At 68.1% G+C, this 22,647-nt stretch carries 18 protein-coding genes; 9 read left to right on the forward strand and 9 right to left on the reverse strand.

Annotated features, from left to right (window positions below; translation table 11 throughout):
- Positions 1-157 precede the first annotated feature (157 nt).
- From STHE_RS03530 to STHE_RS03540, 3 genes are read left to right on the forward strand one after another with little or no spacing between them, the layout of a single operon-like run.
- Entirely contained in the window at positions 158-1,021 is an 864-nt protein-coding gene (locus STHE_RS03530; RefSeq protein ID WP_012871195.1) for a zinc ribbon domain-containing protein, read from the forward strand.
- A complete protein-coding gene (locus tag STHE_RS03535; protein ID WP_012871196.1) occupies positions 1,018-2,799 on the forward strand; it encodes a hypothetical protein in 1,782 nt (593 codons plus the stop codon). Before STHE_RS03530 ends, STHE_RS03535 begins: the two co-directional genes overlap by 4 nt.
- Positions 2,800-2,816: 17 nt before the next feature.
- Positions 2,817-3,983 (forward strand): hypothetical protein, encoded by a 1,167-nt coding sequence (locus STHE_RS03540; RefSeq protein WP_012871197.1) that lies wholly within the window; start codon positions 2,817-2,819, stop codon positions 3,981-3,983.
- 178 nt (positions 3,984-4,161) lie between these two features.
- Here STHE_RS03540 and dnaK read toward each other — a convergent pair whose 3' ends face one another.
- Genes dnaK through hrcA form a run of 3 tightly spaced genes read right to left on the reverse strand, consistent with a single transcriptional unit; the run spans position 4,162 to position 7,782 of the window.
- The gene (dnaK, locus tag STHE_RS03545) at positions 4,162-6,078 is read right to left on the reverse strand and encodes a molecular chaperone DnaK (RefSeq protein WP_012871198.1); all 1,917 of its coding nucleotides are present in this window, start codon (positions 6,076-6,078) and stop codon (positions 4,162-4,164) included.
- Between the two features lie 42 nt (positions 6,079-6,120).
- Positions 6,121-6,708 (reverse strand): nucleotide exchange factor GrpE, encoded by a 588-nt coding sequence (locus STHE_RS03550; protein ID WP_012871199.1) that lies wholly within the window; start codon positions 6,706-6,708, stop codon positions 6,121-6,123.
- 30 nt (positions 6,709-6,738) lie between these two features.
- Positions 6,739-7,782: a heat-inducible transcriptional repressor HrcA gene (gene hrcA, locus STHE_RS03555; RefSeq protein WP_012871200.1), complete on the reverse strand. Its 1,044-nt coding sequence runs from the start codon at positions 7,780-7,782 to the stop codon at positions 6,739-6,741.
- 225 nt (positions 7,783-8,007) lie between these two features.
- Here hrcA and STHE_RS03560 point away from each other — a divergent pair, with 225 nt between their 5' ends.
- Together STHE_RS03560 and STHE_RS17760 are read left to right on the forward strand one after the other, a co-directional pair.
- Positions 8,008-8,550: a DUF3995 domain-containing protein gene (locus STHE_RS03560; RefSeq protein WP_012871201.1), complete on the forward strand. Its 543-nt coding sequence runs from the start codon at positions 8,008-8,010 to the stop codon at positions 8,548-8,550.
- Positions 8,551-8,580: 30 nt separating this feature from the next.
- Positions 8,581-9,174, forward strand: a complete 594-nt coding sequence (locus STHE_RS17760) for an RDD family protein (RefSeq protein WP_012871202.1) — start codon at positions 8,581-8,583, stop codon at positions 9,172-9,174.
- A 22-nt stretch (positions 9,175-9,196) separates the two neighbouring features.
- Here STHE_RS17760 and STHE_RS03570 read toward each other — a convergent pair whose 3' ends face one another.
- Complete coding sequence (locus STHE_RS03570) at positions 9,197-10,306, reverse strand: peptidase MA family metallohydrolase (RefSeq protein ID WP_012871203.1); 1,110 nt, start codon at positions 10,304-10,306, stop codon at positions 9,197-9,199.
- Positions 10,296-11,406 (reverse strand): peptide chain release factor 2 gene (prfB, locus tag STHE_RS03575; protein ID WP_012871204.1). Its coding sequence is split into 2 segments (ribosomal slippage): positions 10,296-11,333 and positions 11,335-11,406, totalling 1,110 coding nucleotides; the frame shifts between segments, so codons are not numbered across the junction. Before prfB ends, STHE_RS03570 begins: the two co-directional genes overlap by 11 nt.
- Before the next feature lie 261 nt (positions 11,407-11,667).
- Here prfB and STHE_RS03580 point away from each other — a divergent pair.
- Positions 11,668-12,171, forward strand: a complete 504-nt coding sequence (locus STHE_RS03580; protein ID WP_012871205.1) for a fumarylacetoacetate hydrolase family protein — start codon at positions 11,668-11,670, stop codon at positions 12,169-12,171.
- 73 nt (positions 12,172-12,244) lie between these two features.
- Here the strand turns inward: STHE_RS03580 and STHE_RS03585 are convergent, their stop codons facing one another.
- Positions 12,245-14,293 carry an acyltransferase family protein gene (locus tag STHE_RS03585; protein WP_012871206.1) on the reverse strand — a complete coding sequence of 683 codons (2,049 nt, stop codon included), beginning with the start codon at positions 14,291-14,293 and terminating at the stop codon, positions 12,245-12,247.
- 304 nt (positions 14,294-14,597) lie between these two features.
- Between STHE_RS03585 and STHE_RS03590 the strand changes: the two genes are divergently transcribed.
- Entirely contained in the window at positions 14,598-15,812 is a 1,215-nt protein-coding gene (locus tag STHE_RS03590; protein ID WP_148219887.1) for an MFS transporter, read from the forward strand.
- Between the two features lie 15 nt (positions 15,813-15,827).
- Here STHE_RS03590 and STHE_RS03595 read toward each other — a convergent pair whose 3' ends face one another.
- Complete coding sequence (locus tag STHE_RS03595; protein WP_012871208.1) at positions 15,828-17,009, reverse strand: site-2 protease family protein; 1,182 nt, start codon at positions 17,007-17,009, stop codon at positions 15,828-15,830.
- Between the two features lie 300 nt (positions 17,010-17,309).
- On the opposite strand from STHE_RS03595, the gene STHE_RS03600 reads away from it, so the two are divergent.
- Positions 17,310-18,080: an enoyl-CoA hydratase/isomerase family protein gene (locus STHE_RS03600; RefSeq protein ID WP_012871209.1), complete on the forward strand. Its 771-nt coding sequence runs from the start codon at positions 17,310-17,312 to the stop codon at positions 18,078-18,080.
- A 234-nt stretch (positions 18,081-18,314) separates the two neighbouring features.
- On the opposite strand, the gene coaE is transcribed toward STHE_RS03600, so the two are convergent.
- Both coaE and STHE_RS03610 read right to left on the reverse strand, forming a co-directional pair.
- Positions 18,315-18,935: a dephospho-CoA kinase gene (coaE, locus tag STHE_RS03605; RefSeq protein WP_012871210.1), complete on the reverse strand. Its 621-nt coding sequence runs from the start codon at positions 18,933-18,935 to the stop codon at positions 18,315-18,317.
- On the reverse strand, positions 18,932-20,896 hold the full coding sequence (locus STHE_RS03610; protein ID WP_012871211.1) for an ABC-F family ATP-binding cassette domain-containing protein: 1,965 nt from the start codon (positions 20,894-20,896) through the stop codon (positions 18,932-18,934). Before STHE_RS03610 ends, coaE begins: the two co-directional genes overlap by 4 nt.
- A 408-nt stretch (positions 20,897-21,304) precedes the next feature.
- On the opposite strand from STHE_RS03610, the gene lysA reads away from it, so the two are divergent.
- Positions 21,305-22,630, forward strand: a complete 1,326-nt coding sequence (gene lysA, locus STHE_RS03615) for a diaminopimelate decarboxylase (protein ID WP_012871212.1) — start codon at positions 21,305-21,307, stop codon at positions 22,628-22,630.
- The last annotated feature ends 17 nt before the right edge of the window (positions 22,631-22,647 follow it).

Consider the following 22,647-nt stretch of genomic DNA (forward strand, 5'->3'; position numbering starts at 1 on the left):
AATTCTCCCGTTTCAGGACTTCTAGGCTAACGTGCCAATCTCCTGTCCAATGATAGACTCGGATCGCGAAGGGACAGGCTCGACGCCCCGACGACCCGGTACTCCGCCGGGGCGCGGCGAGAGCAACGGGCGGCTTCGAAGGTAACGGGAGGTCCAGGTGTATTGCGCACAGTGCGGTACGAGCAATGACCCCGGTGGCGACACCTGCGATGTGTGTGGTGCCCCGCTGACGGCTGGAGCCGGCCCGGAGCGCTGCCCGTCGTGCGACGCACTGATCTCCGTTCATGACCGCTACTGCGGGTCGTGTGGGGCGTCGCTCGTCGGGCCGGAAGCCGCACGGTACGAGCCGGGGCCGAGCTTTGTTGACGACTCCAACCTGGAGGTCGATCCGGCGACGCTTCCGCCCTGGCTGCGGGACGTGGTCGACGGCTCACCCGCCACCGTCCAGCCGGCGACCGAGTCGCTGAATGGCGAGCAGATGCCGGAATGGCTCCGGGCGACGCGGCCCGATTTCGGACCGTCCGCGGCGCCGGTCCCGCCGGGCGCGGAGACGAGCAGCGAGCCGGTCGGGGCGGCAGGAGGCTTCTCCCTGATCGGTGAGGATGACCTGCCGGAGTGGCTACGCGCGCTGGGCGAGGAAGAGACCGATGCCCCGGCGTCCCCGATGCGCGACGAGTCGCCCGCTCCCGTGGCCGCGGTGGCGGAGGTGCCGCGCGTTAGTCGCGCCTGGCTCGAGCGGCCGCGGACGATCGACCCGGCAGCGGAGGCGTCGGCGCGCCAGCAGTTCGCTCCCCTTGAAGGTGAGTCCGTCGCGGGGAGTGTCGCTCTTGGGGCCGTGCCCGCGGCAGCGCCCGCATCCGTGAGTCCCGTGGAGCCGGTACCCGCGGAGCCGGTTGGTGTAGTGCCGCCCAAGAACGACGCCGAGCGGCGGAAGCGCCGGGTGCGCATCCTGATTCTGCTGCTGGCGCTGGCGGTCCTGGCTCTCCTGCTGGTGCTCTACACGGAAGGCAGCCTGGCATGACAGGGATCAACGTGGAGCGCTCGAGCGACGCCAGCAGCGGCGTCGAGACATTCCCGACGCAGGCAGGGGTGAATGGCCCGCAGACGCGCGACGCGGTCCTGGTGGTGGACGTCGACGGGGCCGCAGCCAGGGCGCTGTTATTCGACATGGTCGAGGGCTCGCCGCGCTTCGTCGCGGTGGGGGTGAGCCGTTCGACAGCGGTACCGCCGCTGGATGACCCCGCTCCTGGGATCGTCCGCGCTATCCGCGACCTGGAGGAGCAGACCGGGCGCGCATTGATCGACGGCGAGCAGCTCATCACCCCGCAGCGCCCGAACGGTGACGGGATCGACGCCTGCTTCGTGACCGGAATGCCTGTGCCGCCGCTGCGCACCGCGCTGATCACCGTCGGCCAATCCGACCTGCGCCGGGAGCTGGCGTCTGCGGCTCGGCGGACGACGACCATTCTGGCCGACTCAACTGAGGATCTGCCCGAAGGGGACGGAACCGTCTCGTCGACGGCCCTGCGCGAATGGCTGGCGCTGGCACGACCGGAGACCGTCGTACTGCTCTGCGCGGGCGGCACGCCGGACGATTGGACGGTGGTGCTCGACGCGGTGGCCGACCTGGCGCGGGACGGTGTGGTCCGGTCGGGGATCGTCGTCAGCGACGACGCACACCAGCAGCAGGCAGCGGCTGCGCTCGGCAGCATCCTCGATCTCAGCGGGACGGATCCGAGCACGGTCGACGCGCGCGAGATCGCGAGCGCGCTGGAGTCGGAGCTGCGCGCCGCCTACGCTCGGCGGGTGAGTGAGGCGTCCAGCGGGCGGTTGCTGGCGGCCGCCCGATTCGTGGATCGGCCGCATGCGGTGCAGTCGGTCACCGCCTTCCTCAACCGGCGCATGGGCAGGAATGTCCTGGCCATATCGATGAGCGAGGGCACTGTCCTCCAGGCGGCGCTGGAAGGCCGTGGTGCAGCGGTGCATCGCGCCGAGCGCGACCTTGGCAGCGGGGTGCGCTCGCTGCTGGCGATCCCGCCTGAAGAAGTGCTGCGCTGGCTGCCGGCTCGGACCTCCACCGAGGATGTCACCCAGTGGATCCTCAACCGTGCCCTTCGCCCGTTCACGGTCATGGAATCCCAGGCCGATCGCCTGATGGCCGCCGCGCTGCAGCGGGAGTTGTTGGTGCGGCTGGTCCGTGAGGCCGGGCTGCCAGAGCAACCGGACGTGGATCTGATCGCGGCGGGGCCGGCGTCCCCCGGCGAGTCCCTCATGCTGACCGTTCTCACGCTGCTCGATGGAATTCAGCCGACCCCCGCTGCGGGCGTGGTGTCGGTGGCGGCGGATCTGGAGGGGATGATGGTATCCGCGGGCGCCATCGCCGGCAGCGACCCGGCCTACGCCCGCGATGTCCTGGAGCAGGACTTCCTCACACCGCTTGCGACCTGCATCGTGATCACCGGGAGCGCCCCCGAAGGCGCGCTGGCGGTGCGCGGCGAACTGCGGCGCGAGGGCGGCGAGTCCACCCGCTTCAGCGTTCCGGCCGGGAGCCTGCACCGGCTACCGTTGCCCGAGGGGGAAACTGCTACCTTGATCCTGGAGCCGGAGCCGGGCTTCGCCGTCGGGAAGCGCGAGCCGGGCGAGGTAGTGCGGCTGGAAGGTGAGCAGCAGGTCTTCGGGGCAGAGCTGGGCGTGATCATCGACGCCCGCGGCCGGCCGATCAGCCTGCCGGACGACCGCGAGGCACGCGTGGCACGGCTGCAGTCCTGGCTCGCAGACCTCGGTGTACCGGCGGAATAGACGGAGGAAGCGGCCGAATGGCGCTGCAGGTGACGACCTTCGAGCCCGTCATCGTCGAGGACGCGGTCTTTCTCATTGAACGGGTAGTCAGGACCGCGGGCGAGGTCACGGCGCGCGTGAACGACCTGGTCGAGCCGGAGACGAAGCTGGCAACTGAGTCCAGTGAGGCCGGTCGGACCTTGACGCTCCACCTGGCGCGCGAACTGGGCGTCGCGCCCAACACGGTATCGCGCTACCTGACCAAGCCGATCGGTTCGGCCTTCCAGGCCGGCGAGGCCGTGGCCCGAACGCGGCGCGGGTTGCGCGTCATCACCGCCTCAGCGCCGAGCGCGGGGACGCTGACGGCGGTCGACGAGGCGACCGGGACGGCAACCCTGGCGCCGGAGGCTCCGACCAGGGAGTTGCCGGCCCTGGTCTACGGTCAGGTGGACACGGTGCTGGAAGGGCGCGGCGCGCTAATCCGCGCCAGCGGTGCCCGGCTGCGCGGCACATTCGCCGTGGGAGGCGAGGTCTGGGGCCCGCTGAAGGTGGCGATCGACCGCCCCGACCGGGAGCTGACCCCGGACGCCATTACGCCCGACCTTTCCGGGGCGGTGGTGCTGGGCGGGATGACCCTCGGTGCCGCGGCCATGCGCCGATTGGCCGAGGTCAGTGCCCGGGCCGTCATCGTCGGCAGCGTCAGCGAGGCCGAGGTGCGCAGGGTGCTCTCTCCGTCGGAGGTGCTGCCGCCTGCGGGAGTGTGGCGGTCTCTCGGCCGCGGTCGCGCCCTGGCGGCCGGTTCCGAACGGGCACCGGTGACCGTCTTCGTCACCGAGGGCTTCGGCCGCTGGCCGATGGCGGCGCCGATCTTCGACTTCCTGGCGCGCCGGGAGGGCCAGGTCGCCAGTCTGCTGGTACCGCGGGACGGCGCGGCACCCGAAGCGCCGCCGGAACTGTATTTCACAGTGGCGACGGTTGAGGACGACGCGAGCATCCAGCGCATCGAGCCGGCCGACGGCGTGGTTGCGCGGCTGGTTGACCCGACACACCTCGGCACGGTCGTGACCTGCCGCGGCGGCGTGCTGCTCGAGCGCGGGCCGTTCGGTGCCCAGGAGGTGGTGGAGGTCGAGTTCACCACGGGCACCCGCCGTCGCGTTCCTCTGGCGAATCTGGAACTGCTCACCGCCGAGGCGCAGTCGAGCTAAGGCTTTGTTCTTGAGCGGTCCGAGCCCCGTCACCCTCTGGCCCCCTCTCCCGCTGCAGGAGAGGGGGCCAGAGGGTGACGGGGCACGACCACGAGCGCGGCGTCCGCGCCACACGAAACGAGCCGGAGCGCAACGCTCCGGCTCGTTTCGTGTGGCGTTCGGCGTTGGCCGCGGGGATCTACTCCTCGTTGCGGACCTCGCGGAACTCGCCTTCGACGGTGGCTTCCTCTTCGGCACTCGCCTGCTGACCGGCATCGCCACCATCCGGGCCGGTGCTGGTGGCACCTGCCTGCTCGTACATGGTGGTGCCGACCCGCGAGAGCGTCTGCGTCATGTCCTCGTAGGCGGTCCGGAGCCGCTCGATGTTCTCCCGGTCGTTCTCCAGGATGTCCCGCACGACCCCGATCTTCTGCTCCAGCTCGGCCTTGAGCTCCGCCGGGATCTTGTCGCCGTAGTCGTTGAGCGTCCGCTCGGCCTGGTAGCTCATCGCCTCGGCCTGGTTGCGGAACTCGATCGCCTCGCGGCGCTTCTTGTCTTCGGCAGCGTGCTGCTCCGCCTCGCGGATCATCCGCTGGATCTCTTCCTCGGTGAGCCCGCTGGAGGCGGTGATCGTGATCTTCTGCTCGCGGCCGGTGGCCTGGTCCCGTGCGGTGACGTTCAGGATCCCGTTGGCGTCGATGTCGAAGGTCACCTCGATCTTCGGCACGCCGCGCGGTGCGGGCGGAATGCCGTCGAGGATGAACCGGCCGAGGCTCTTGTTGTCGGCTGCCATCGGCCGCTCGCCCTGCACCACGTGAATCTCGACCTGCGTCTGGTTGTCAGACGCGGTGCTGAAGATCTGGCTCTTCCGGGTCGGGATGGTGGTGTTGCGCTCGATCAGCGGCGTCGCGACGCCACCCAGGGTCTCGATCGAGAGGGTAAGCGGGGTGACGTCGAGGAGCAGGACGTCCTTCACCTCGCCGCCCAGCACACCGGCCTGGATGGCAGCACCGATCGCGACCACCTCGTCCGGGTTGAGCCCCTTGTGCGGCTCCTTGCCGAAGAACTCGGCCACCTTGCGCTGCACCGCGGGCATGCGCGTCTGGCCACCGACCAGCAGCACCTCGTCGATCTGGGCCTTGGTCAGGCCGGCGTCCTTGAGCGCGGCCTCCATCGGCTCGACGGTGCGGTCGATCAGGTCGGCGACGAGCTGCTCCAGCTTGGAGCGCGTCAGGGTGATGTTGAGGTGCTTCGGCCCGCTCGCGTCGGCGGTGATGAAGGGCAGGGTGATCTCCGTCTGCTGCGTGCTCGACAGCTCGATCTTGGCCTTCTCGGCGGCCTCCTTGAGCCGCTGCAGCGCCATCCGGTCGCCGCGGAGATCGATGCCCTCCTGCTTCTTGAACTCGTCGGCCAGCCAGTCGATGATCCGCTGGTCGAAGTCGTCACCACCGAGGTGGGTGTCACCGTTGGTGGCCAGCACCTGGAAGACGCCCTCGGAGAGATCGAGGATCGAGATGTCGTAGGTACCGCCGCCCAGGTCGTAGACGGCGATCTTCTCGTCTTCCTTCTTGTCCAGGCCGTAGGCCAGCGACGAGGCGGTCGGCTCGTTGATGATCCGCAGCACCTCCAGCCCGGCGATGCGGCCCGCGTCCTTGGTGGCGTTACGCTGGCTGTCGTCGAAGTAGGCCGGGACGGTGATCACGGCCTTGTCGACGGTCTCGCCCAGGTAGGCCTCGGCGTCGGCCTTGAGCTTCTGCAGGATCATCGCCGAGATTTCCGGCGGGCTGTACCAGCGGTCGCCCATCTTGATCTCGACGCCGCCGTTCTGGGCACGCCGGATCTCGTACGGCACGAGCTTGAGGTCACGCTGCACCGTTGGGTCGTCGTAGCGGCGACCCATGAAGCGCTTGACCGAGAAAATGGTGTTCTTCGGGTTGGTCACGGCCTGGCGCTTGGCAAAGCGCCCGACGAGGCGCTCACCGCTGGAGGTGATGGCCACGACCGATGGGGTAACGTGCTCCCCTTCGGCGTTGGGGATAACCCTCGGCTCGCCACCCTCGATGACTGCCATGACCGAGTTCGTGGTGCCGAGATCGATACCGATTGTTCGTCCCATGCTGCAGTCCTCCGTCACACTCGAACGTCCGCGCGACCCGCGTTACGCATCCGTGGGGGCCCGCCCATCTCCACTGGTCGCCTGCCCGACCTTCACGATCGCGGGGCGTAGGACGCGGTCGTGCAGCAGATAGCCGCGTTGGAACTCCTGGACCACGGTGTCGGCCGACTCTGCGCCCTCCTCGACGGTCACGGCCTCGTGCAGCGCCGGGTCGAACGGCTTGCCCACCGCTTCGATCGGGCGGACGCCTTCTGCCTCGAGGATCGACCAGAGCTTCCGCTCGATCAGCAGAATCCCCTGAATCCACGGGTCGTCGCGGTGCTCGGCGGGCACCGACTCCACAGCGCGGTTCAAGTCATCCAGTACCGGGAGCAGGCGAGCGATCAGGTTCTCACTAGCATGCTTGCGGATCTCCTGGACCTCCTGCTCGGTGCGGCGCCGGAAGTTGATGAGTTCGGCGCGCGCGCGCTGTGCCTGCTCCAGGTACTCCGCGGCTCGCGCGCGCTCCTGCTCAAGCAGGTTCTGCAGTTCCTGCGCGCTGGGTTCTTCCGTCGGTGGTGCTTCTGCCTGGTCGTCGCCGGTCGTAGTGGTCTCGTCCGGCGCCGGGGTTGGATCCTGTCGCTCGTCCATAACGTTCAGCGGCCCTCCACGTCGCGCGACTTAGTCTTCGTCTTCCTCTGCGTCGTAGATATCTCGCAAGAGATTGGTCATGACCTGCGCGATGTAGCGCACGGTCGAGATCGAGCGCCCATACGGCATGCGCGTTGGACCGACAACCCCGAGGAGCCCCGCCACCTGGTTTCGCGCCCCGTAACTCGCGGCCACGACCGCGAACGGGTGAAGGTCGGCCGCCCGGTGCTCCTTCCCGATAATGACCTGGACATCGTCGCCGGGTTGGAGTTGCGGCAGCAGCAGCGACAGGATGGCGCCGCCCCGCAGGAGTTCGAGGAGACGCTGGGCGATCGGCCCGCCCTCGATCTCCGGCTGCTGCAGCACGTAGTCGAGCCCCTCAGCGAAGAATTCGGTCTGCGACTCCTGCTCGGTCAGGCGCAGCAGGTCGGCCAGTTGCTCCAGGATGAACGAGGCCAGGCCACCTGCACCCGGGGCGAGTTGCCGGATCTGCTCGTGTGTCAGATCGCGGATCTCGGGGTTGAGCCGCTGGCTGAGGGCGCTCAGTTCCTCCTGGCTGACCTCGTCCTGGAGCTGGAGGACCACCTCCCGCACCGTGCCGGTCTGTGTGACCGCGACCAGGAGGACGACTCGCCCGCGCAGGTTGATCAACTCAAAGTGGCGCATGCGCTCCACGCTGCTGCGCGGGGGCGTCACCAGCGACAGGTTGCCGCTCATGTCGGCCAGCACCACCGCGGCCAGCTTGGCCCAGCTTTCGATCTGAGCCTCCACCTGGCGGAACTGGTGGCTGATCGTGATCTGCTCGGGGATCGGCAGCCGTGCCTCATCGAGCAGGTACTCGACATAGTAGCGGTAGCCACGATCCGTCGGGACGCGGCCCGCCGAGGTGTGGGGATGCGCCAGGTACTCATGCTCCTCAAGCTCGCCCATCTCGCTCCGCACGGTGGCAGGGCTGATCCCCAGGTCATAGCGCTCGATCAGGCTTTTTGAGCCCACCGCGCGCCCCGTGCGGATGTACTCCTGCACGATGAGCTTGAGAATCGTCTGCTGCCGTTGACTCAGTTCTGGCTGCACCGTTCACCTCGGTTAGCACTCCTAGTTGCCGAGTGCCAACTCAGCGTAGGATACCAGTTGATACTACTTGTGTCAAGGTTCCCGGGCGCTGAGCCAGGGGAGTTTCGGCACGGCGCCTCGGTTCGCTTGCTCCCAGCGCCCCCAGGCCGTAGGCTAGACCCTGCCGGGGTGACTTGCATGGTGGGTCGATCTCCCTCGTGGCTGGGGCAGGGGAATGAGTTGACGATGGCGTTATCGCCGCCCGGACGGCCGCCTCGATCCTGGTTGGACGGCGTGGGCTACGCAGCCTGTGCCTGGGCGCTCATCTTCTCGGCGCAGAGCTTCTACCACGCGGCAGGCGGGACGGCGGGAGCGGAGACGATCGGGCCGGCCATCGCCGAACCCGTGCTGGCGCGTGAGCCGCTGTGGGTCGCGGCCATGTGGATCACCGGCGGGTTGAAGGTCGCCGCGGCGCTGCTGGCGCTGGCCCTGGTGCGTCCGTGGGGCCGGCTCCTCCCGCGCCGCCTGCTCCTGATGGCGGGGTGGGGCGCGGTCGCGGTGATGGCCGTCTACGAGGGAGCTGCGAGCCTGGTGCAGCATGCGCTGATGGTGGCCGGGGTGATCGACATCCCGGCTGGCCTCGGCGCGACGGCCGCCCGTTGGCACCTCGCCCTCTGGGACCCGTGGTGGCTGCTCGGCGGGATCCTCTTCGGCCTGGCCACCTGGCGCTACCAGCGCCGCGACCAGGACGGCTCGGCGCCTGTTCCACCCGGGCCTCATTCCGAGTAGCCGGGCCACGCCCGGGGATGAGGGGGACTCATGACCATCTCCGTACCGACCGCACTGCCTGCCCGGATCGTGCTTCGGCGGTGCCTCGCCTACGCAATCGACGTCGCGCTCGCCTACGGGGTGTTTGTGGGCGTCCAAACGGCGCTCACCCCCATTCGCAACCGGCTTGACCCGGTGTGGATGACATCGGGCCCGCGCCTCGAAGGGTATATCTTCCTCACCATCTCGCTACCCGTCTGGTGCTACTTCACGCTCTGCGAGGGATCGCGGTGGCAGGCGACGGTCGGCAAGCGGCTCCTGGGATTACGCGTCGTCACTGCGACCGGAGAGCGCGTGGGGTGGGGGCGGGCGCTCCTCCGCACGGTGGTGAAGTTGCTCCCCTGGGACATTGCCCACGTGACGGTTGCTTTGCCGAGGCCACTCTTCATTGACCCGAACACCGGCGCGCTCGACTGGACGCGGGGTGACTTCCGTCCTGGATTCCTGCTCGCGTATGCGGTGCTCGCGCTCACGCTGGTAGCCGTGGTTCGTACTCCGCGCCGGCAGGCGCTGCACGATCTGGCCGCCGGGACGGTCGTGGTGCCGGAGCCGAGGCGCGGCGAGCGTGCAGAGATACCAAGTTAGAGAGAAGGTCCGCTCGCGTGGATCAGGCGTCACCCGGGTAGCCGAGCCAGGCTTTCCACTCCTGGTCGAGCTCGTCGAGGCTGATGCCGAGCGCGCGCTGGACGGCCTCGTCGTAGGAGACACCCTCGCGGAAGACGTTGATGAGATCGGCCATCGCGTCGGTTCCCTTCTCCTCGATGATGAAGCGCGCGATGCTTTCGCTCTCGGCGTAGGCCAGGATGGCGGCCGCAGGGTCCGCCGGGAAAGCGGAGTTGAGCGCGCGGACGGTGTCGAGCCGCCCTTCTCGCGCGGCGCGCTGGATCACCGGCGCGAAGCGATCGTCCGGCACCTCTTGGTAGTAGCTCGCGATCCCCTCGTTGAGCCAGGGCGGCGGCGCATTGTAGGGGTTGGCGGTCGCCTGAGCCATGACGACGTGGACGACCTCGTGGCTCAGCATGCGGGCGACCTCGCCGGTGTCGCCGGGCTGGATCGCCACGACGATCAGGCCGAGGTCAGGCTCGGCGAAACCTCCCACCCAGTCGTCGCTGCCGACCGGGAGCGCGGCGCGAAAGTCACGGTCGTTGGCGTACATGACGACTCGGATCGGGCCTTCGGTGGTGACGCCGAAGGCGCGATCGAACCGTTCGATTGCCCGGACGGTGATGTCGAGGGCCTGCTGGGCGAAACTCTGGTTGCCCGCGTAGTAGTAGAGGGTGACGATTCCGTCCTGGAGCGACTTCCAGTCGTGCTGCTCATCCATGTAGAAGAGGCGCTGCTCGGGCGTCCTGACCGACTCGCCACTTGCCAGCGTGAGTTGCCAGTAGTAGCGCACATCGACTGCGGGTGGCAGGTAATCAAGCAGCAGGTCCACGGTGTGTGTCACATCGACGTGGGTGCCTGTGCGGGTCTGAGGACGGGCGACGTTGATGACCGGAACTCCGTCGGGGAAGTAGCGCAACTCCACCCGGGTGACCGGATCGGAGACATCGGCCTGCAGGCGGAAGGTGATTCCATTCGGAAAGTCCGGGATCGCTTCGCTCAGGTGCACGGTGAGCGTCGCGGCGCCGGCCGTGCTGAAGAGGGCCGACGCCGCGAGGGCCACGAGCGCCAAGATCAGCGCGAGGCTGAGCCGGGCGCGCGTGCTACTGCTCATCGGCAGCACCGAGTTGCTGGTGGAGGTAGGCCTCGATGAAGGGGTCAATTTCCCCCTCAAACACCGCCTGGACATTGCTGGTGCTGTACTCGGTCCGGTGGTCGGTCACCATGGTGTAGGGCTGGAGCACGTAGGAGCGAATCCGGTTGCCCCAGCCGACGGCGACGTGCTCTCCCTTGAGCTTCGCCTGCTCCTCCTCGCGCTTGCGGATGGCGAGCTCGGTCAGGCGGGCGCGCAGGATCTTCATCGCCGTCTCGCGGTTCTGGATCTGGGACCGCTCGTTCTGACAGGTGACCACGATCCCGGTCGGCAGGTGGGTGATGCGCACCGCCGAGTCCGTCTTGTTGACGTGCTGGCCGCCGGCACCGGAGGAGCGGTAGGTGTCGATGCGGATCTCATCGTCGCGGATGACGATTTCGGTATCCTCCTCGACCTGGGGCAAGACCTCAACCAGCGCGAAGGCCGTGTGCCGCCGGTGGGCCTGATCGAACGGCGAGAGCCGCACGAGCCGGTGGGTTCCGGCCTCACCCTTGGTGTACCCGTAGGCATACGGGCCCCGGATCTCAATCGTTGCGCTCTTGATCCCGGCCTCTTCCCCCTCGGTAACGTCGAGCACCTGAGCCTGGAATCCCCGGTTGCTCGCCCAGCGCAGGTACATACGCATCAGCATCTCGGCCCAGTCCTGGGCGTCGACGCCACCGGTCCCGGCGTGGATCGCCATGATGGCGTCGTGCTCGTCGTACTGGCCGCTGAGCAGGAGGTTCAATTCGAGTTGCTCGACGCCGCGAAGGACACGCTCGGTCTCGGCCGCGATCTCGTCGCGGAGGTCGTCGTCTGCTTCAGCCAGGTCGATGAGTTCACGCAGGTCGGCGGCCTGCTGGTGGAGCTCCGTCCAGGTTTCAACCTGGTTACGGAGCGCGCCGAGGCGGCGCATCACGCGCTGTGCGCCTGCGCCGTCGTTCCAGAACTCGGGGTCCGCGGAGCGAGCTTCCAGTTCTTCAATCTCGCGCTGCTTGGCAGGCAAGTCAAAGACGCACCCCGATCCGGTCGAGGCGCTCAAGCATCCCAGTGACAGTGGCTTCCAGGTTCTCGATCGTCATGCATCAGCTCCCGAATGACGCGCGAACATCCTGACAGCTATCCCCCGCGCGTCGTGCTTCACAGTATCCGATCAAGTATAGCATCGCCCGCGCGGTTTCAGGGAGGCCGCGTCGAGCTGCTGACAGAACAGGGATGCGTAGATGACATGTTCGTCATCCAAGGATTTATTGACATGTTCGCGTGTACAAGTGATGATACGAGTATCGCAGCTAAGGATTCCTGCTAAGTGAATAGGCGCCGCGTGCGTGTGAGGAGGCGCCATGCGCATCGCTATGGCCGATGGCAGTCGGATCGGCGTCATCGCGGTTGACAGTTCTTTCGTCGATGTCGGCGATCTCTTGCAACAGTTCGATCCGCTCGGTCCCGAGGACCTCCTGCCGGACCTCATCACCCACTTCCAGGAGCTGCGGGACACCCTCTCACAGCGAGTCGCAGCCGGGGGCGGGGTACCACTCGAGCGTGTGAGGCTTCGGTCGCCGGTGGTGCGCCCGTCGAAGATCATCTGCCTGATCGGCAACTACCGTGAGGGCACCGATCGTCCGCCGCAAATTCTCGACATCTTCTTCAAGTCGCCGGAGGGGATCGTGGGGCCTGGCGACACGGTAATCCTCCCGCCGCACCCCGCCACGATCTTCCACCATGAGGCCGAGCTGGCGGTCATCGTCGGCCGCGAGGCGAAGGACCTCGCGGCCGACGAGGCGATGGACGCGGTCTTTGGCTACACGGTGTTCAACGATGTGTCCGCCCGTGGGCTGGGCCGCTAGGGGATCAATAGTTTTCTCGGCAAGTCGTTCGACACCTTCGCGGGTTTCGGGCCGATGCATCAGGGGGCCGGCGCTAGCTCCCGGTAGACGGCGCGGGCGGCGGGATGATCTGCTCGCGGATCAGCTCGGCGAAGCGGCGGGCGCCTTCGGGGCGCAGGTGGATGCCGTCTCCCCAGAAGTACTCCGGGTGGTCGACGCTGGCGGCGTGCCAGTCGACCAGGACGGCGTTCGGGTGGCGGGCGACACCGTCGGCGATGGTGGCGTTGTTGACCCCCTCCCACGGGCGCGGGACTTTCAAGTTGACGAAGATCGCGCGGCGCTCCGGCCCGATAACCTGCATGATCTGCTCGAACTCCTCAGGCGTGAAGAGCCCGTTGTTGCCCATGTGCACGACGACGACGTCGCCGAGGCTGCCCGCGGCCTGATGGGCCTGGAGCGCCTGGATCGCGGCGGTGGGCGCCATGCCGACGGCCGCGTCGATGCTCAGGTTGGGAATCTGTTCCTGCAGCGCCTGCGCGGCGCCGATCATGACCGAATCGCCGACAGCGGTCACGCGCGGCTCCGGGATGGGCGTCGGGGTCGGCGTCGGCTCGGGCGTCGGCGTGACGGTGGGCAAGACCGTCGGCGCGGGCGGGCCGGGCAGGATGTCGTCGAGCGTCGGTCCCATCGCGGTTGTCGGGGATGGTGTCGGGGTCGGCGATGGGGCCGGCGTGGCGTGGATTTCGCTGACGGGCAGGAAGGACGGTGGCCCGGGCGGCTGTGCGCGCACCACCATGACCCCCAGGACCAGCATAGCCACGCCCACGGTGCTGCCGAAGACGGCCCAACGCGCTGGCAGGGTCTGGCGCCAGGCGCCGTCGGCATCGCGCAGGCTGCGCCAGACGCGTCCCGCGGCACCATTGCGGAACGGCGTCTCGACGTAGCGATAGGAGATTTCGGCCAGAAGGAACGTCAATCCGAGCCGTAGTCCGACGACCGGGAGGCCGTCCAACGCGATGTCGAGGTGCGGCCGTGTGAGCATGAAGATCGGCCAGTGCCAGAGGTAGATGCTGTAGGAGCGCAGCCCCATCCACTTGAGCGGCTGCCGGCCGAGCACCCCCGGCACCATCCGGGCACGTGGATGTGCTACCACTGCAACCAGCAGCGCCGTGGCGAGGGCGACGCCCAGAAATCCGCCCCGGTAGAGGTAGGGATCGTACTCTCCGAACTGCCAGAAAGCGATGCACAGGGCGACGATGGCGGCCACGCCGGCCCCGTCGAGCAGGAGTGGCGCGCGGCGATACGCATCGAGCCAGCGGATCGGGCGGGCGGCCTGCTCAAGCCCAGAGCGAAGCGTGTCAGGCTCCCAGACGAAGGCCAAGGCGGCGCCGAACAGGAGCTCGGCGGCGCGGGTGTCGGTGCCGTAGTAAACGCGCGAGGGGTCGACGCTCGGGTCGTACAGGAGCCACATCAGGGCGGTCGAGCCGACGGCACCGCCCAGCGTGATGGCCAGCGCCACCCAACGCCGCCCGAGCTTCAGCGCGACGAGCATCGCCCCGAAGAAGACGAGCGGCCACAGCAGGTAGAACTGCTCTTCGACGGCCAGTGACCAGAGGTGCTGCAGCAGTTGAGGCCGGCCGATCGCTTCGAAATACGACTCCTGCTGGTACACCAGGTACCAGTTGGTGACGTACGCGGCAGCGGCCAGCGCAGCAGACCGGGTGCGCGCCACCTCCTCCGGTGCGACGACGACAGCGAGGGCGAGCGTGCCGATCAGGAGGAAGACGACGGCCGGCAGGAGCCGTCGCGCCCGGCGCAGCCAGAACGCGACCAGATCGATCCGCTCGCGCTGCCGCCATTCCGCCAGGAGGAGCGCGGTGATGAGATAGCCGCTCAGGACGAAGAAGACCTCGACGCCGAGGAAGCCGCCGGGCAGCCAGGCGACATCGAGGTGGTAGAGGAGCACTGCGAGCACGGCGATGGCCCGCACGCCGTCGAGCCCGGCCAGATACGGGAGCCGTGGCCCGCGCGTCCCGGATGAAGGGGGCGACGATCGCGCGGCCGAGGAGTCCGCCGCAGCGCTGTAGCGCTCCCAGAAGGCTGGACTTGACGCTCGCAGGCGCCGCAAATCGGGCGGCTGCACGCAGGATCCTCCCCTGGCCTCACGCCGAGCCGGTAGCCGAACGCCACCGGCGCCACCACCGGCAGACGGCCATCACCGGATCGCTGATGATACCATGCATGCGGAGCGTGCGGCGTGGGGAGTGTCGCATCACCGTTAACCTAGGCCGGAGTAGGATTCGCCTCGCTCCGTCGTTCCTCACTAGATTCAACGATGTCCATCGCGTTTCGTTACCCGTCCGTACGTACAGTGGTCGTGAGACGGGTGTGGCGGTATCATCCGGCGCCGCGGGCGTCGTCAGACTCCGTCGGGGGGCAGGGGGAGCGTGCAGACGCTGAGACAACTGATGCGTAATCGGGCGCTCCTCACCTTCATGCTGGGCCACTTCACGGTGGACATGTATGGAGGTTTGCTGCCGGTCCTTTACCCCCTGATGGCGCTCGAGTTCAGCCTGACCAAGGAAGCCGTCGGCCTCGTAGCGCTGGCCTTCACCGCGACCTCGTCGATCGTCCAACCGATCTTCGGCTACCTGGCCGACCGCTTCGGCAGCCGGGTGCTGGCCCCGGCGAGCGTCGCCTGGGCGGCACTGATGGTGGCCGTAGCCGGCCTGGCACCAACCCTTGGCTTCCTGATGCTGGCCGCGTCGCTTGCGGGACTGGGCTCGGGTGCCTACCACCCCCTTGGCGCCGCCAGTGCATCGGCTGTGACCGGGGACCTCCAGAAGAACACCGCGATGTCGATCTACACCGTGGGCGGCTCGGTGGGCTACGCCCTCGGACCGCTCCTCGGCGCGCTGGCCTTCGGCGCGATTGGGCCTGCCGGGTCGGTGTTCATGCTGCCGATCGGACTGGTTTCGGCGCTGCTGATCGCGCGCTCGCTGCGGGGGTTGCCCGCGCGAGTGGCCGGGCGTGGGGGTTCGGTCGCAGACGCGTCCCACGGGCGCGAGCGCATTGCCTGGCGCGGGCTGTTGCCGGTGGTGGGGGTGACGATGCTGCGCTCGTGGGTCACCCTGTCCCTGATCACGTTCATCCCGCTGTGGTATGCCGACCTGGGCTACAGTGCGAGCTTCTACGGGCCGCTGACGACGCTGGTGATCGGGGCTGGGGCGCTCGGGACGCTGCTGGGCGGACTGCTGGCGGACCGCTTCGGCCAGCGGCGCGTGTTGATGCTCTCGCTGGTGGGGGCGCTCCCCGCGCTGCTTCTCTTCGTCGGCGTGCCCGGGCCGATCGCGCTGCTAACCGGCGCGCTGTACGGCATGCTGGCCGACTCGTCGTTGTCGATTACGCTGGTGATGGCCCAACGGGCGCTGCCGGGGCGGACCGGAATGGCCTCCGGGTTCATTCTGGGACTCGGGTTCGTGACCGGAGGGATCGGCGTCCCGCTCGTCGGCCGGTTGGCCGATCAGGTTGGGATGCCCATGGCGCTGTCGTCCCTGTCGGTGCTGCTGGTCCTGGCGGTGGCGTTGGCGCTGCTCATTCCGCGTGACGCATCGCAGCGTGCCGCCGTCCCGCAGGCGGCGGGAGCCCGCGGCGACGACTAGCCGCTGCGGGCTGCGTCACATGGCCGGGCCGTGCTCGTGTTCGCGTCCGGCGCCGGGCACCGGCTCTCGCGGCTGGACCGCCGACTCGGGCAGTTCATCCCGCAGTTGCATGTAGCGGATAACCGCGCTCCGGGTCAGCAGGCCGACCAGCGTATTGCCCTCGATGACCGGGATCTGGTGGATGTCTTTGGCCGAGAGCGCCTTGAGGGCGTCGGTCAGCTCGCTGTCGGGGCCGAGCGTGATCAACTCCTGGCGTGGGGTCATCCGCTCGCGCACCGTAATGTGACCCCAGTCCTCGCGCGGGATCTCCCGCAGGTCGGTCAGGGTGATGATCCCGACCAGATACCCGTTGTCGACGACGGGAAGTCCACGGACGTTGCGAGCCAGCACGTAGCGATCGACCAGGTCGTCCAGCGTGACCTCAGGCCGGACCACGACGGGGTTCGGGTCCATGATCGTTCCGACGCGCACGCCGGAGAAGGCTCGCTCGAGTCGCATCTGCCGGTACGATTGCTCGGCCGCACTCTGGAGGAACCAGCCGATGGCGATCAGCCAGATGCCCTGGATCGGGGAGGCAAACACATAGAAGATGCCCGCGACGATGAAGAGATAGCCGATGATGACGCCCACGGTCGCCGCGATCTTCGTGGCGCGTTCCAGGCTGTTGGTGATACCCCAGACGATGGCCCGGAAGACGCGTCCGCCGTCGAGCGGGAAGCCTGGAATCAGGTTGAAGGCCACCAGGATGACGTTCGCCACTCCCAGGTAGAACAGGATGGCGGCCGCGAACGTGTTCACCCCGCGAACGAGCCACCACAGGGCCAGTGACCCGAGCCCGATCACAAGACTCACCGCGGGCCCGGCGATGGCGATCCGGAACTCATCTCCGGCCGTCTCCGATTCCTGGCTGAGCTGGGCTACGCCGCCGAAGATAAAGAGGGTGATCGACCGGACCGGGATGCCTCGAGACTGTGCGACGAGCGCGTGTCCCAACTCGTGAGCCAAGACCGAGGCGAACAGGAGAATCGTCGCGAGCGCCCCGGCAAGCCAATAACGGGTGGTGGACCATGCCTCGTACAGGGAAGGGAAGAACCCGACGGCCAGCGAGTAGGTCAACAGGCCGAAGACGATCAGCCACGTGTAGTGGATCCCGATAACGATGCCGCGCACGCGGCCGAGTCGAATTGAGGCTTCCATGGGCTTTGGCCCTCCTGTTGCGGGTTCGTTTGGCGTTCGTCCTGCGGATTCGGCCCGCAGGTCACCGCTACGCTACCAGCGGAACGGCCCCAACGGCGTTACACGGCCGGGGTGCAGCGTATCAACCGCGTCACGATTGGAGTCTCGGCCAACATGTCTCATGCACCCGGCGCGAGCACGGCGTGTTGGGTCCGGGTGTGCAAACCCTGTGCCGACAGCACGGTGCCTGGTCCCTCCGTTGGTATGATACCTCTCAAACAGTGTAGCCCACCGGACCAACCGCACGAGGGGAGAGCGCCCATGAGCCTCGACGACGCTCCGGTCCTGCTCGCGTTCGACGGCGACACTGCCACGCTCACGCTCAACCGCCCGCGCTACCGCAACGCCGCCGACCTGGCCTTGCTTGAGGCGCTCATCGAGGCGGCGGAACGTCTCGAGCGGGAACGCCCGCGTGTGGTATTGCTGCGCGGCGCCGGACCCGCCTTCTGCGCCGGGATCGACTTGCGAGCGATGCAAGCGGCCGACACACCTGCCGCGACCCGGCACCTGATCGCGACGATGCACCGGGCGCTGAGCGACCTGCGGGCGTTGACGGTGCCCGTCGTCGCCGTGATTCAGGGGGCGTGCGTCGGGCTCGGCGTGGAGCTGGCCATCTCGGCCGATCTCCGGATAGCGGCACCGACGGCGCGATTCAGCTACCGCGAGCCGGCGGTCGCCGTCCCCTCACCCGCCTGGCACCTGATCCAGGTGGTGGGCCTTGCCCGCGCACAGGACCTGCTCCTGACCGCGCGCTGGGTCGACGCTGAAGAGGCGCTCGCGCTCGGCCTGGTAAGTCGGGTGGCTGAGGACGCGGAAGCTTCGGCCGGGGAGGTGGCGGAGCAGATCGCGGCGCTCGCGCCGCTGGCAGTGGTCGAGACCAAGCGCAACATCGCCCTCTCGCTGAATCAGGGCACCGTAGCCGCGGCCCAGCATCACGTCGACGCAGTTGTTGCGGCCAGGCAGACCGAAGACGGTCACGAGGCGCTCGCGGCCTTCGCCGAGAAGCGGGAGCCACGGTTTGTCGGAAGGTAGGGCCTGGGCGAGCGTCACCGGGGGCGTGGCGGCTCCTCCAGACACTTGTGATCCCTCATGCTGGTGTCAACCTGGGCGACGCGATATCCATCGCGTCGGACCGGTCGTGCACCGGGGAGATCCTTCGCTCCGCCGAGGGCGGCTCTCGCTGCCCCCAGCTCCGCTCAGGATGACAGCAACCGGGCAACAGGTCGGCGCCGGTGTAGCACGGCAATTCGTCAAGCTTTATTCAAGTCAAGAGGTGATCCGCTGCCGCACCTCGGCGGGGAGAGCGTCCCAGGCGGCCTTGACCTGGGCCACGGTGTCCTCGACGGTCCCGCTGTTGTCGATGACGCGGTCGGCCCGGCGGACCTTCTCCTCCTGCGGTGGCTGGGCCTGGATGCGGCGCAAGGCTTCCTCGCGGTCGAAGCCGTTTCGCCGCATCAGGCGCTCGACCTGCTGCTCCGGCGTGCAGGTCACGACCCAGACCTCGTCGCAGTCCTCGGCGACGCCAGCCTCGAAGAGCTTGATCGCATCGATGGCGACCACGGCGGCCGTGGAGGCGGCCACGCGCTCGCGGATGGCGGCCACTGTGGGCGGGTGCGCCAGTGAATCCAGCAGCGCGAGCTTGTCCGGGTCGCGGAAGACGATCGCGCCGAGCGCGCGCCGGTTGATGCCACCGTCCGGCCCGCGGATCTCCTCACCGAACGCGGCGATGACCCGCTCCGCCGTCGGGGTGCCCGGCGCCATGACCTCATGGGCGACGCGGTCCGCGTCGATCGTCTCGGCTCCCAGCTTGGCCAGGGTGTCGAGCACGAGGGACTTGCCACAGGCGATGTTCCCGGTCACCCCGATGACGTATGGTCGCCGGCTCATGAGCGCACCGCCTCCGTCGCTTCATCCAGTCGCCTGCCGAGGTTCTCCCACTCGGCGTAGGCCGCGTCCAACTCTGCCTGTACGGCTTCGTACTCGTTGCCGAGCCGGGTAATGGCCTCGATGTCCTGCTCAATCGTCGCGAGCGCCAGGTCGTCGTTCAATTCGTTCAGCCGTTGCTCCAGCCGGCTGATCGTGCGCTCGGCAGCCGACAGCTCCTGCTGCAGGCGACGCCGCTCCCGGTCGGAGAGACGGTCACCCTGGCGCGGCGCCGGGGAGGGCGTGCTCGCACGCGCGGACTTGGCGGGCTGCGCCGGTTCGACCGCTTCCGGCTGCGGGATGGCGCGCTCCCGCTGGCGCAGGTAGTCGCCGTAGTTGCCCTGGTAGACCTTGATGGTCCCGTCCTCGACGGCCCAGACGCGGGTCGCCAGCCGGTCGATCAGGTAGCGGTCGTGGGACACGAAGAGGATCGCGCCCTCATAGTCGCTCAGCACCCCTTCCAGCGCCTCGCGCGAGGAGATGTCGAGGTGGTTGGTCGGCTCGTCGAGGACCAGGAAGTTGGCCCGCTCCAGTGTCAGCGTCGCCAGCGCCAGGCGGCTCCGCTCGCCGCCGGACAGCGAACCGACGGTCTTGAACACATCGTCCCCGCTGAAGAGGAAGCGGCCGAGCAGGGTACGGGCGCCCTCCTCGCTCATCGGGTATTTCTCCACGAGCGTAGCAAGGACCGTCTTGCGGGGGTCTAGCCCCTCGTGCCCCTGAGCGTAGTAGGCGGGCTTGACGTTCACGCCGAACTCGATCCGCCCGGCGAGCGGTTTGATCTCGCCGACGATGGTACGGAGCAGACTCGTCTTGCCGATGCCGTTCGGGCCGATGAGTGCGACCCGGTCCCCGCGCTCGATCGTCAGGTCCGGAACGGTCAGCAGGACCTCCGGCTCCTTGCTCCCGTCCCGCGGGGGATAGCCGACCTGGAGTCGATGGGTGCTGAGCACGATGCGGCCGCTGCGCAGCCCGGCGGTCAGCCGGACGTTGAGCGTCTCGTGCTCTCGCGGCTTCTCGATGCGCTCGAGCCGGGCCAGACGGGTCTCCCGCCCGCGGGCCTCTTTCGCACGCTGCCCCGCCTTGTAACGTCGGATGAACTCCTCCGTGCGGGCGATGAACTCCTGCTGCGCCTCGTACTCCTTGAGCTGGCGAGCGCGGCGCTCTTCACGCAGGACGAGGTAGCGGCTGTAGGGCGCCGGGTAGTCCTCCAGCGTGCCGAAGCTCAGGTCGAGCGTGCGCTCGGTGACCCGGTCGAGGAAGTAGCGGTCGTGTGACACGACAATGACCGCACGGTTCCAGGAGCGCAGGAAGCCTTCAAGCCACTCCAGGGCAGCCAGGTCGAGGTGGTTCGTCGGCTCGTCGAGCAGGAGCAGATCCGGGTCGCTCAGCAGCGCGCAGGCCAGAGCCAGTCGTGTCTTCTGGCCGCCGCTCAGGTGCGTCACCGGCGTCGCGAAGTCCTCTTCGGCGAAGCCGAGCCCGGTCAGCACCTGCTCGGTGCGATATTCCATCTCGTAGCCACCAGCGGCCTCGAACCGGGTGCTCAACTCCCCGTACTGCTCCAGGAGCTCGTCGAGCTCCTCCCCTTGGGCGTCGCTCATGCGCGCCTCGATCGCGGCCATCTCCTCGGCCAGACGGCGCGCCTCGCGGAAAGCGTCCAGGGCTGCCTCGCGCACGGTGTGGTCGGGGTCGAACGTCGCCTCCTGTGCCTGGTAGGTGATGCGCAGGCCGGAGAGGGTGGTGATGGTCCCGGCGTCCGGTTCCTCTTTACCGGCGAGCACGCGCAAGAGCGTGCTCTTCCCGGCGCCGTTGACGCCCACCAGTGCAACGCGCTGGCGCTCTTCTACCTGGAATGTGACCCCGCTGAAGATTTGCTCGGAGCCGTAGTTCTTGGTCAGATCGTGAACTGACAGAATTGTAACCGGCATGCTGCTTCTTCCTCATACTCGATCCCGCGTGTCTAGTGTTCACTTTCCAGGGCGCGGGGCACAATAACCCCTTCGCCCGGCTAGACCGCGGTTCTGAGGATCAGCGGCCGGTTCACTGGAAGGTACGGGTCGCGGCCGTGGCAGGGGAACGCGCGGACGGACGCACCCCACGGCGGTGCGCCTGCCACACATGATCCATCGTACCGGTTCGATTCGTACGCGATCATGCCGATAGCTTACACGGTCGTCACCGACATGCCAAGGTGGGCGTTCTACCGTTGGATGGTGGCGGTATCCGGGAGTTGTGGCCCTCTTTGTCGGCGCGTGCTGGCACCGTATAATCCCGGAGCGATCAGTATGGTGTAGGAGTGCAGCGCGCCCCGGCGGTCCGAAGCGGAAGGGAAGTCGATGGTCTGGCCGGTCACGACCGAGCGCGATGGCTCGGGTCAGTTGATCATCGGCGGGGTACCGGTATCCCAGCTAGCCGATGAATATGGAACCCCGCTCTACATCTACGATGAGGCGACCCTGCGCCAGCGTGCGGATGCCTATCGCCAGGCCTTCGAGCGCCACTACCCGCGGGCGCGCGTCGTGTACGCCGGAAAGGCGTATCTGGCGACGTGGCTGCTGCCGCTCCTCGACGAGGCGGGGCTGTGGCTGGACGTGGTGTCGGGTGGGGAACTCTACCTGGCCGTGCGCGGCGGGTTCCCGGCCGAGCGTATCGTCTTCCACGGCAACAACAAGACGCCGGAGGAACTGGCACTGGCGCTCGAGCTGGGCGTCGGCGAGGTGGTCATCGACAACCACTACGAAATCGAGTTGCTGGCCCAGTTGACCGCCGAGCGCCAGGTCGCGCTCGACGTCCTGCTCCGGGTGAACCCGGGAGTGGATGCCCACACCCACGAGTACCGGAAGACCGGCATCGTCGATTCGAAGTTCGGGCTGTTGATCCAGTCGGGTGACGCGGCGCGAGCGGTTGAACGGATCCGCGCGGTGCCGGGCCTGCGCCTGCGTGGCTACCACGCGCACATCGGCTCGCAAATCGCGGAGACGGAGCCGTTCGCGACGACGATCAACGTGCTCTTCGCCTTTGCTGCCGAGATGCGGGACCGTTTCGGCGTGGTGCCGGATCAGATCAGCCCTGGCGGTGGGTGGGCGATCCCGTACGAGAGCGACGATCCCGACGCCGCGATCGAGCCCTACGCCGCCGCCGTGGCGGGGAGCGCGCTGCAGGCAGCCGAACGTTGGGGGTTCGACCCGCCGGTGCTCACGGTCGAACCGGGGCGCTCGATCGTCGGCCCTGCCGGGGTGGCGGTCTACCGCGTCGGGGCGATCAAGGATATTCCGGGCGTGCGCCGCTACGTTTGCGTCGACGGCGGGATGGCAGACAACATCCGACCCCCGCTCTACGGGGCGCGCTACACCGCGGCTCTGGCCAACCGGGATGGCGCCGGAAGCGACCACGCCGTGGTGACCATCGCCGGGAAGTACTGCGAGTCGGGCGACGTGCTCATCCGGGATGTGGAGCTGCCGACCGTGGAGCCGGGCGATCTGCTCGCGCTCCCAGCGGCGGGCGCCTACTGCCTGGCGATGGCGAGCAACTACAACCTGGCGCTCCGGCCGGCCGTGGTGGCCGTCGCGGATGGCCGGGCGCGGCTCGTGCAGCGGCGCGAGCGCTACGAGGACCTGCTGGCGCGGGAGGTGGTGGTGGTCCCGAATCAGACCGGTGAATGAGCGTGGGCGTTTGCATT

This window comes from Sphaerobacter thermophilus DSM 20745, from assembly GCF_000024985.1.
Lineage (GTDB): Bacteria > Chloroflexota > Chloroflexia > Thermomicrobiales > Thermomicrobiaceae > Sphaerobacter > Sphaerobacter thermophilus.

What these genes read in the sequence shown, in the direction of transcription:
- STHE_RS03535 (WP_012871196.1), top strand. Translation starts at nt 1,018, where the DNA reads ATGACAGGGATCAACGTGGAGCGCTCGAGCGACGCCAGCAGCGGCGTC.
- STHE_RS03595 (WP_012871208.1), bottom strand. Translation starts at nt 17,009, where the DNA reads ATGGAAGCCTCAATTCGACTCGGCCGCGTGCGCGGCATCGTTATCGGG.
- STHE_RS03600 (WP_012871209.1), top strand. Translation starts at nt 17,310, where the DNA reads ATGAGCCTCGACGACGCTCCGGTCCTGCTCGCGTTCGACGGCGACACT.
- STHE_RS03580 (WP_012871205.1), top strand. Translation starts at nt 11,668, where the DNA reads ATGCGCATCGCTATGGCCGATGGCAGTCGGATCGGCGTCATCGCGGTT.
- STHE_RS03560 (WP_012871201.1), top strand. Translation starts at nt 8,008, where the DNA reads ATGGCGTTATCGCCGCCCGGACGGCCGCCTCGATCCTGGTTGGACGGC.
- dnaK (WP_012871198.1), bottom strand. Translation starts at nt 6,078, where the DNA reads ATGGGACGAACAATCGGTATCGATCTCGGCACCACGAACTCGGTCATG.
- STHE_RS03610 (WP_012871211.1), bottom strand. Translation starts at nt 20,896, where the DNA reads ATGCCGGTTACAATTCTGTCAGTTCACGATCTGACCAAGAACTACGGC.
- lysA (WP_012871212.1), top strand. Translation starts at nt 21,305, where the DNA reads ATGGTCTGGCCGGTCACGACCGAGCGCGATGGCTCGGGTCAGTTGATC.
- STHE_RS17760 (WP_012871202.1), top strand. Translation starts at nt 8,581, where the DNA reads ATGACCATCTCCGTACCGACCGCACTGCCTGCCCGGATCGTGCTTCGG.
- STHE_RS03570 (WP_012871203.1), bottom strand. Translation starts at nt 10,306, where the DNA reads ATGAGCAGTAGCACGCGCGCCCGGCTCAGCCTCGCGCTGATCTTGGCG.
- STHE_RS03550 (WP_012871199.1), bottom strand. Translation starts at nt 6,708, where the DNA reads ATGGACGAGCGACAGGATCCAACCCCGGCGCCGGACGAGACCACTACG.
- STHE_RS03540 (WP_012871197.1), top strand. Translation starts at nt 2,817, where the DNA reads ATGGCGCTGCAGGTGACGACCTTCGAGCCCGTCATCGTCGAGGACGCG.
- coaE (WP_012871210.1), bottom strand. Translation starts at nt 18,935, where the DNA reads ATGAGCCGGCGACCATACGTCATCGGGGTGACCGGGAACATCGCCTGT.